This window comes from Sessilibacter sp. MAH3 (genome assembly GCF_054658275.1).
Genome location: NZ_BAAGIE010000016.1, coordinates 101127 through 107572, shown reverse-complemented (window position 1 = coordinate 107572; position 6446 = coordinate 101127). Strand labels below are relative to the sequence as shown.

The window sequence follows — 6446 nt, the reverse complement described above, 5'->3', positions numbered from 1 at the left end:
CTTGGTCGGGAGAGGTGCTGACTCTACCAGCTGGCCTCTCAACTACCAATTGCACTTATTATCTGAAACCGCGATTCATTTAGAAAAAATAATCGGAGTTCGTTATGAATAAAGATATGGCAGAAGGTAAATGGAAAGAAGTTAAAGGTGAAATTCGTAAAACTTGGGCCAAAATTTCCGACGACGAAGTAGAGCAAATGGCCGGTTCGCAAGAAAAATTTGAAGGTTCTATGCAAAAGCACTACGGCAAATCAAAAGAAGAAGCTCGCGAAGCGTGGGAAAAACTTACTAAGCATTAATAGCGAAAGCAAGTGGTTAACAACCACTTGCTTTTTTTTGTGCAAAAACTTCTTGGAGAGCCTAATGAATAATCCGTTAAAAATAAAAAATGTCTTTAAACAATACGGTAACAAGCGTCAATTAATTTTAGGTTTTGCGTGTTTAGTCGCCGTGTCTTTTGCCGGTTGTCAAACCGTTGAGGGTTTTGGTAAAGACGTGCAGTCGGCGGGTGAATCCATCGAGCGTGCCGCAGACTAATTTGAAATTAAACCCATTAATTTTGAATGGCCAATACTTGCTGGGTTATAAATACACTCGGTTATAAATACTTGTTTGATGATAAAAGCTGAGTATTTATTTTAAGCAACTGTAAAATTAAAAGTATTCGTCATTTTGCATGTATAACAATCAGCCACCCTTGGTTTGCGCTGATTTACGTAAATTTGACGATACTACCGACAGTTTATCGGTCGAATTAGGAATAAAATTATTTAAAACTTACTCAAACCCAAATAACTTAGATGCCACGACCTTAATGGAAGCCATTGCAGGGGTTCCATACCCCATTAGAGAAGGCTCGAAAATACCGCACAACTGCGCCGATGCCTATAAATAAAACCAAAACAATCGTAGCTCTAGGCATAATGATGCTTGGCTCGGCATTGTTGTTTTTTTACGTTAACAAAACGCAAATACCTCGCACGCTTGATGCAAACTCGCAAGAAATTATTCAACAACTTGATAGCATTGCTATTTTAAATAACACCAATTTTATTGAGTTCTATCGCAAAGAACTCACCGAAGAATTGAATGCTAAGCAAAGCGGCTCTGATAAAAATCTTCTAGAAAACAACGAGCTGCTAAACAGTAAACAATTTATTTTAACGGTAATGAACCAATACAACCTAAGCCGGGTTTTGTACGTAAAAGAACCTAGTGCGGCGCGTGCAAGGTTAATGGTAAATAGCTTTAGCCTAGGTGCTAGTTGGTATTACCAATACAGCGAAAACGGCTACACAGAAGAAACCCAAGTAGACTCTATTAATAACGCTTTAAAAACCAAAGCAGAGTTTTATCATTTATGTGAAAAAACCAACAATAAACACTGGTTTTTTTGTACCAGCAGCGATTAGTTATTTATTCATACTCGCAACATTACGCGCTTAATTTACCTGCCTAGCATTTCTCAAACATCCTCAGCTACTCTTTTTAGAAGCTAATTCTAACTCTTTAAATATTTCGTTTTGACGCGTTAAATATTTAATTTTTGTCCAGATGTTCTATTGGCGCCAGTATGTCAATAAATCCATATTCCCAGTAAAACTGCAACATGCGATAGTTACCCAAATGCTATCGACCGAGTACAAGGGACGGAAATGATTGGGCGCAACAGAACTCCAGCAGAAAATTATGCCGAAGCCGAACGGCGAATTGAAAACTGGCAGCCGGGTGAAGAGTTGGATTTATCCGATTTGGAAGAGCTGGAGGAAATACCGGAGAGTATTGCTGAGTTAAAAGAACTTCAGGTTCTTAATATTTCTGAGACTAAGGTTAGCGATTTAAGCCTATTGAGTAGTTTAAGCAACCTAAAACAAGTAAGTTTTATGTGGAGTCACGTCACTGACTTAAGCTCATTGAGTGGCTTAAGTAACTTACAAAAGCTTAATTGTGGGAATAGTCAAGTCCCTGACTTAAGGCCGTTGATTGGCTTAAGTAACCTGCAAACGCTTTATTGTGAGAATACTCGAGTCACTGACCTAAGGCCGTTGATTGGCTTAAAAAATTTGAAGGAACTAAATTGCGTAGTCACGAAAGTCACTGACTTAAGCCCGTTGAGTGGACTAATTAACTTGCAAGAGTTTTGTTGTGGTGGCACTCAAGTCACAGACCTAAGCCCATTGCGTGGCTTAAGTAACCTGCAAAAGCTTGATTGTGGTGGTACTGAAGTCTCAGACCTAAGCCCATTGAGTGGCTTAAGTAACCTGCAAGTGCTTCATTGTTCGTATGCTCAAGTCACAGACTTAAGCCCATTGAGTGGCTTAAGTAAGCTGCAGGAGCTTTATTGTAGTGATACTCAAGTCACTGACCTAAGCCCGTTGAGAGGCTTAAGTAACCTGCAAAGTCTTGATTGTTGGGGTACTCAAGTCACTGACCTAAGCCCGTTGAGTGGCTTAAGCAACCTGAAAGTGCTTAATTGTGGTAAAACTCAAGCTAATGACCTAAGTCCGTTGGGTGGCTTAATTAACTTGCAAGAGTTTAATTGTGGTCATACTCAAGTCACAGACCTAAGTCCGTTGGGTGGCTTAATTAACTTGCAAGAGTTTAATTGTGGTCATACTCAAGTCAGGGACCTAAGCCCACTGATTGGTTTGGGTTTATTGAGAAAATTAAACGTTTTTTTTTGTCCAATCACAGCAATACCATTGGAGTTGGTTTATTCGAAAAGCTTAAATGAATTAATTTTGGGTGATTGCAAAATCACTGAACTACCCAATGAGGTTTTATCAAAATTTGGGTATGATAATTGTCTACCAAGGTTAAGAGCACATTTTACAGATTTAGCCGAAAGCCAGAACCAGCAGCAAGATGCTAAGTTAATGATTATTGGCAATGGTCGTGTTGGCAAAACCCAAATTTGCAGACAGTTATCCGATTTAGAATTTGAGAAAAATTCGGATTCTACCCACGGTATTACCATTTCTTCGGCTGCTGTGCCTAACCATAAAACCGCGCGATTTAATTTGTGGGATTTTGGTGGCCAAGATATTTACCACGGCACCCACGCGTTATTTATGCGTAACCGGGCTGTGTTTTTATTGGCTTGGATGCCTGAAATGGAAGAATCTGAGACTCATTCCTACGGCGGTATGACCTTTCGTAATTATCCGCTTTTGTATTGGCTTAATTACATTAAGCAATTTGGTGGTACCGATTGCTCGGTGATTATTGTGCAAACCCATTGTGATGAGCCGGGCCAAGCGCAAACCTTGCCCAGTGACGTTTATGCAATGCTTGGTGAATTTAAATACTGGAAAACACTGGATTACAGCGCGTTTAATAATCGAGGCCGAGCAGCGTTGGATGAAGCGCTCACCGAGGCCTACCAACAAATAGATCAACCGTTTATTGGTGAAGGTAGGCAGCGTGTTATTGATCAACTGCAAACCTGGATAGATGACGATTCTAAAAGGCCAGTAGAGCAACGCCAACACCGAACCATTCAATACGATGATTTCGTAACCCTGTGTGAAAATACCGGTGGTATTTCTAACCCAAAATTATTTTTAAATTTTATGCACAACTGCGGTTACGTGTTTTACCAAAAGGGATTGTTTAATAACCAAATTATTCTTGACCAAGCCTGGGCGCTAGAAGCCATTTACGCGGTATTTAACCGCGATAATTGCTATAAAATTTTAAAAGAAAAAATGCATGGCAAGTTTGATCGCGATTTGTTAGCGATACTTTTATGGGATGAGCTGGGGTTTTCTGAGCAGGAACAAGTTTTATTTTTAAATTTAATGGAATCTTGCAATATCTGTTTTGGCTTGAATAAACGTTGGCAAAAAGAAAGTTTAGAGCATAAATTCGAATATCTTGCCCCAGATTTATTACCGGAACTCCCACCCGAGGGTTTAACGGAAAAATGGAACCCAAACTTACCCATTGAGAAAGTCGTATTTAGCTACGAACTCTTGCCTTCGGTATTACTGCGTAACTTTATGGCCGAAATTGGTAAAGACGCGGGTTTAGCTGGAGATTACTGGTTAAATGGTTTTTTTGTACCCGAGCGAACCACCCATAGCCGGGCCTTAATTACCCAAACCAAAACCGGTAGTTGGCAAGGTGAGATTTGTATACAAACTCAAGGTGAGGGTGCAGTTCAATTACTTGAGGCTATGATTCAAACATTGGAATACGTTGAGCAAAAAATTGGTATTAACGCAACGCAAAAAGAAAGCACTTTAGATAACGCAAAATCCCAACACGAGTTTGTAGATAATTCTAATATGAAAGCACCGAAATTTGAGCCTGATTACGCCCAAGAAAAACCCCAGCAAAAAGAATACTTTGTTTCTTACGCTTGGAACGACGATAAAACCGACGCCGGTAAAAAGCGAGAAGAAAAAGTAGATCAGTTATGTGATGATGCAGAAGAAAAGCTCGGTATTAAAATTATTCGCGATAAAAACACCCTGCAATTTGGCGATAGTATAACCAAATTTATGCAACGCATTGGCAAAGGTGAACGGGTGTTTGTGTTTTTAAGCGATAAATATTTAAAATCACCCAATTGTATGTTTGAACTTCACCAAATATGGGTGCATTCACAGCAGGATGGTGACAAATTATCAGATATTATTCGTATATTTACCTTAGACGATGCCAAAATTTGGGAAATAGAAAATCGGCTTGAATACGCCGCTTTTTGGAATACTAAGCGAGAAAGTTTAGAAAGTGCTATTAGTCAATACGGCGTGCAAAGTTTAAGTGCAAAAGATATGGAACGTTATCGAGCCATTAAAAAGTTTGCCGATACCGTAGGTGATGTTTTGGCTGAAATTACTGATCGTGTACAACCAAGAGAATGGCAAGATTTTTTAGAATACGGTTTTAAAGATTAACGGCGTATTTTTTAACTAAAAATAGTTTTCGCGGGTTTTTAACCTAGCGCTTGCATAAAAAGAACTCCGAATGCTCGGAGTTCTGTTGGTTTTTAACTAATTCTTTTGCGGCAAATTTAATTAGCTGGTCAATACACGTTTTGCAAAGTCTTGTTTGCGAACGCTTTCAATGTATTCCACAAGGTTTTTGTGCGCGGCAACCTTTGGTTTGCCAGCTTCGAGTTGTTCAATGTAGTCGATAATAGGAATTAAAATTAAATCGGCAGCGGTAATTTCATCGCCACAAATATAGGCGTTATCACCCAATTGTTCTGCAACTAAGCTTAGAGCGTTTTCAACACCCGGCATTGCGGCTTCTACCACATCGGCACGTACGGTGCCGTTTTCACCTTTCGGAAAAATGTATTCTAATAATACTTTGCGCACAATATCGGTATCTACGTAAATACCGCTAATGCCGCTCCACAGCTCAACCTGCGCTTGTTCAAAGGGGTCGGTTGGGTAGAGCTTTTTGCCACCAAAGGTGTTTTCTAGGTAGTGCAAAATGGCTACGGTTTCGCCAATTGGGCCTTTTTCGGTCATTAACACCGGGAATTTAGTGTAAGGGTGCAAAGCTTTGTGCTGCGCGCTTCTGAATTCAATTTTTTCGCCGTTAATTTCGGTGGTTACTTGGTAGGGAATATCTTTAAGTTCGCAGGCCATCATTACACTGCGCACAAAGGTGCTGAAAGTAGGGCCGTAAATAGTAATTGGGGTGCTCATGGCTCAGTCCTGATTATTGTTAATTGCGGGGTTAATGTATTCAAATTAACAATATGTTCAAGATCATATTCTTGTAAGATGAAATAATTAACGAAATCATCGCCGAATTAATGCAGCGTATTAACGATTACCGAAACCTTGAAAAGAGCTGAGTTATGGGTTGGAAAACAGAGCATAAAGACCAAAGCCGCCAAAAAATTACCGCCAGCGCGGCGGAATTATTTACCAAACGCGGGTTTGATAATGTCACAATCAACGACGTAATGGAACACGCTGGGTTAACACGCGGTGCCTTTTACAATCACTTTCAATCGAAGAGCGACTTGTACGCAGAAGCCGTGGTAGATGCTGCGCAACGTGCCAAAAACTACGCGTTAGAAAACGCTAATTTAAAACCGTCTGATATTATTGAGCTGTACTTAAGCGAACAACATAGACAGGGCGAATTTGCTTGCCCGCTGGCATTTTTGGCAACCGATATGCGTCAACGCGAGAGCAAGGTTCGTTCAACTTACACGGAGGTTTTTAAAAAATTCGTGACACGTATACAAGAGCTTACCGGCGATACCGAAGACGAGTTAGAAGCCATTAAAAAAACCGTATTAATGGTGGGCGGCATGGCAATTGCGCAGGCCATTAACGACGATGAATTGGTCGAAAAATTATTAAAAGCCTGTCGTGAGGGTGTTAATGCTGGTATTTCTGATTAATTTATAACGGAGCTAAATCAGAGTTTGTTGTACATAAAATCCTTATTAATAGCGAAAATTAACAAGTCAT

General features: G+C 40.0%; 7 protein-coding genes. 6 read left to right on the top strand and 1 reads right to left on the bottom strand.

Annotated features, from left to right (window positions below; translation table 11 throughout):
- Positions 1 to 104: 104 nt before the first annotated feature.
- The 5 genes from ACYQ2C_RS11530 to ACYQ2C_RS11510 all read left to right on the top strand — a co-directional run bounded on the left by ACYQ2C_RS11530 (position 105) and on the right by ACYQ2C_RS11510 (position 4904).
- Positions 105 to 299 (top strand): CsbD family protein, encoded by a 195-nt coding sequence (locus ACYQ2C_RS11530; RefSeq protein ID WP_460051533.1) that lies wholly within the window; start codon positions 105 to 107, stop codon positions 297 to 299.
- A 64-nt stretch (positions 300 to 363) separates the two neighbouring features.
- Positions 364 to 537 (top strand): entericidin A/B family lipoprotein, encoded by a 174-nt coding sequence (locus ACYQ2C_RS11525; protein WP_460051535.1) that lies wholly within the window; start codon positions 364 to 366, stop codon positions 535 to 537.
- Positions 538 to 676: 139 nt separating this feature from the next.
- Positions 677 to 895, top strand: coding sequence for a hypothetical protein (locus tag ACYQ2C_RS11520; RefSeq protein ID WP_460102566.1), 219 nt, complete (start codon positions 677 to 679; stop codon positions 893 to 895).
- On the top strand, positions 882 to 1412 hold the full coding sequence (locus ACYQ2C_RS11515; protein WP_460102569.1) for a hypothetical protein: 531 nt from the start codon (positions 882 to 884) through the stop codon (positions 1410 to 1412). Before ACYQ2C_RS11520 ends, ACYQ2C_RS11515 begins: the two co-directional genes overlap by 14 nt.
- Positions 1413 to 1655: 243 nt before the next feature.
- Positions 1656 to 4904 (top strand): leucine-rich repeat domain-containing protein, encoded by a 3249-nt coding sequence (locus tag ACYQ2C_RS11510; protein ID WP_460102571.1) that lies wholly within the window; start codon positions 1656 to 1658, stop codon positions 4902 to 4904.
- A 120-nt stretch (positions 4905 to 5024) separates the two neighbouring features.
- On the opposite strand, the gene ACYQ2C_RS11505 is transcribed toward ACYQ2C_RS11510, so the two are convergent.
- On the bottom strand, positions 5025 to 5666 hold the full coding sequence (locus ACYQ2C_RS11505; protein WP_460102574.1) for a glutathione S-transferase family protein: 642 nt from the start codon (positions 5664 to 5666) through the stop codon (positions 5025 to 5027).
- Positions 5667 to 5821: 155 nt separating this feature from the next.
- On the opposite strand from ACYQ2C_RS11505, the gene ACYQ2C_RS11500 reads away from it, so the two are divergent.
- Positions 5822 to 6376, top strand: a complete 555-nt coding sequence (locus ACYQ2C_RS11500; protein ID WP_460102576.1) for a TetR/AcrR family transcriptional regulator — start codon at positions 5822 to 5824, stop codon at positions 6374 to 6376.
- The last annotated feature ends 70 nt before the right edge of the window (positions 6377 to 6446 follow it).

What these genes read in the sequence shown, in the direction of transcription:
- ACYQ2C_RS11530 (WP_460051533.1), top strand. Translation starts at nt 105, where the DNA reads ATGAATAAAGATATGGCAGAAGGTAAATGGAAAGAAGTTAAAGGTGAA.
- ACYQ2C_RS11525 (WP_460051535.1), top strand. Translation starts at nt 364, where the DNA reads ATGAATAATCCGTTAAAAATAAAAAATGTCTTTAAACAATACGGTAAC.
- ACYQ2C_RS11520 (WP_460102566.1), top strand. Translation starts at nt 677, where the DNA reads ATGTATAACAATCAGCCACCCTTGGTTTGCGCTGATTTACGTAAATTT.
- ACYQ2C_RS11515 (WP_460102569.1), top strand. Translation starts at nt 882, where the DNA reads ATGCCTATAAATAAAACCAAAACAATCGTAGCTCTAGGCATAATGATG.
- ACYQ2C_RS11510 (WP_460102571.1), top strand. Translation starts at nt 1,656, where the DNA reads ATGATTGGGCGCAACAGAACTCCAGCAGAAAATTATGCCGAAGCCGAA.
- ACYQ2C_RS11505 (WP_460102574.1), bottom strand. Translation starts at nt 5,666, where the DNA reads ATGAGCACCCCAATTACTATTTACGGCCCTACTTTCAGCACCTTTGTG.
- ACYQ2C_RS11500 (WP_460102576.1), top strand. Translation starts at nt 5,822, where the DNA reads ATGGGTTGGAAAACAGAGCATAAAGACCAAAGCCGCCAAAAAATTACC.